Origin of the sequence: Mesorhizobium sp. M7A.F.Ca.CA.004.04.2.1, from assembly GCF_004022825.1 — a bacterium.
GTDB lineage: Bacteria > Pseudomonadota > Alphaproteobacteria > Rhizobiales > Rhizobiaceae > Mesorhizobium.
In genome coordinates, this window is record NZ_RZPH01001205.1 from 1 (window position 1) to 1,617 (window position 1,617).

The 1,617-nt window shown below is 63.6% G+C and carries 2 protein-coding genes; one reads left to right on the forward strand and one right to left on the reverse strand.

Translation table 11 applies throughout. The annotated features are described in order from the left end of the window. Window positions 1–554: putative glycolipid-binding domain-containing protein (locus tag EN893_RS33015; protein WP_128362134.1), on the forward strand; the 554-nt coding region annotated here is incomplete at its 5' end. A gap of 11 nt (window positions 555–565) precedes the next feature. Here EN893_RS33015 and EN893_RS33020 read toward each other — a convergent pair. Further along, on the reverse strand, window positions 566–1,617 hold a 1,052-nt coding region (locus tag EN893_RS33020), incomplete at its 5' end, for an ATP-binding protein (protein WP_128362135.1).

Here is a 1,617-nt window from a genome sequence, read left to right on the forward strand (position 1 = left end):
CTTCGATCCTCTGGCATCGGCTGGACGTGGAGGGGCATGATGCCTGTCTGCTTTCGCAGTACGATGGCGGGCACAGCCTCAAGGGACAAGCCATCTTCGTCCAGGACGGCAAGCCGTGCTGCCTCGCCTACGAGGTGAATTGCGATGCCGGCTGGCACACACGGGCGGCGCTTATCGAAGGCTTTCTCGGCACGCGCCAGCTGCACTATGCGATCGAACGCGATTCCAACGGCCAGTGGATGCTGAACGGCGAAGTCCAGCAGGGTGTCGACGGCCTTGTCGATGTCGATCTTGGCTTCACACCGGCATCGAACCTGTTGGCGATCCGCCGGTTCGACCTAGGCATCGGCGAGGCGGCGCCTGCTCCGGCCGCCTACCTGACTTTCCCTGAACTGAGCTTGGTGCGCCTCGATCAGAGCTATCGTCGTCTCGACACCGTTCGCTACGCCTATGCCGCGCCGGTGTTCGGCTATGACGAGACGCTCAACGTCTCGCTGCACGGCTTCGTTGTCGATTATCCCGGCCTGTGGAGAAGTGCGGCTGCGTCAGGCTGAAGCGATTGTGATCAATCCGCTGCGACCTGCGTCGTGCCGAGCACGTCACGCAGTTTCGCCGCCAGTTGCTCGATGGTGAAGGGCTTGGCGAGGAAATGCACGTCGTGGTCGAGCACGCCGTTGTGGACCACCGCGTTCCTGGTGAAGCCGGTGGTGAAGATCACCTTCAGCAGCGGCATGCGGGCAACGGCCTCTTCCGCCAGCTTGCGGCCGTTCATGACGGGCATGACGATGTCGGTGAACAGCAGGGCGACGTTCGGGTTCTCCGCCAGTTTCTGCAACGCTTCCTCGCCGCTCGCTGCATGAATGACGGTGTATCCGAGTTCGCGTATGGCCTCAGTCGTGGAGACCCGCACGCGGGCATCATCCTCGACGACAAGGATCGTTTCGGTGACCGGTGCGGCGGTGTTGTCGCCTCGCCCCGTGGGCACGGCCGGCTCTTCGGGGCCGAAATACCGCGGCAAGTAGATCTTGATTGTCGTGCCTTCGCCGGGTTCGGAATAGATGTTGACATGGCCACCCGACTGCTTGACGAAGCCGAACACCTGGCTCAACCCCAGGCCGGTGCCCTTGTTGACCGCCTTGGTGGTGAAGAAGGGCTCGAAGGCCTTGGAGATGACATCGGGGGTCATGCCCGAACCGGTATCGCTGACGGCGATCATCACATACTGGCCGGCCGCGACTTCGGCATGGGCAGCGGCGTAGCTGTCGTCGAGATGGCTGTTGGCGGTCTCGATGGTCAGCTTGCCATCATCGCCCATGGCGTCGCGGGCGTTGACGGCCAGGTTGAGAACGGCGTTCTCGATCTGGCTCGGGTCGGCATGGGTTTTCCACAAGCCTCCCGCCAGCACCGTTTCGATGCGGATGGTTTCGCCGAGTGCCCGCCGGATCAGGTCGGACATCCCGGTCAGCAGGCGGTTGGCGTCGACGATCTGCGGCGCCAGCGGCTGCTGACGCGAGAAGGCGAGCAGCCGGGCCGTGAGATTGGCGGCACGGGTCGCGGCATCGATCGCCGCATCGATGAATTGTGCGATGTCGTGCTCGCCGCGCGCCAGCTTGCGCC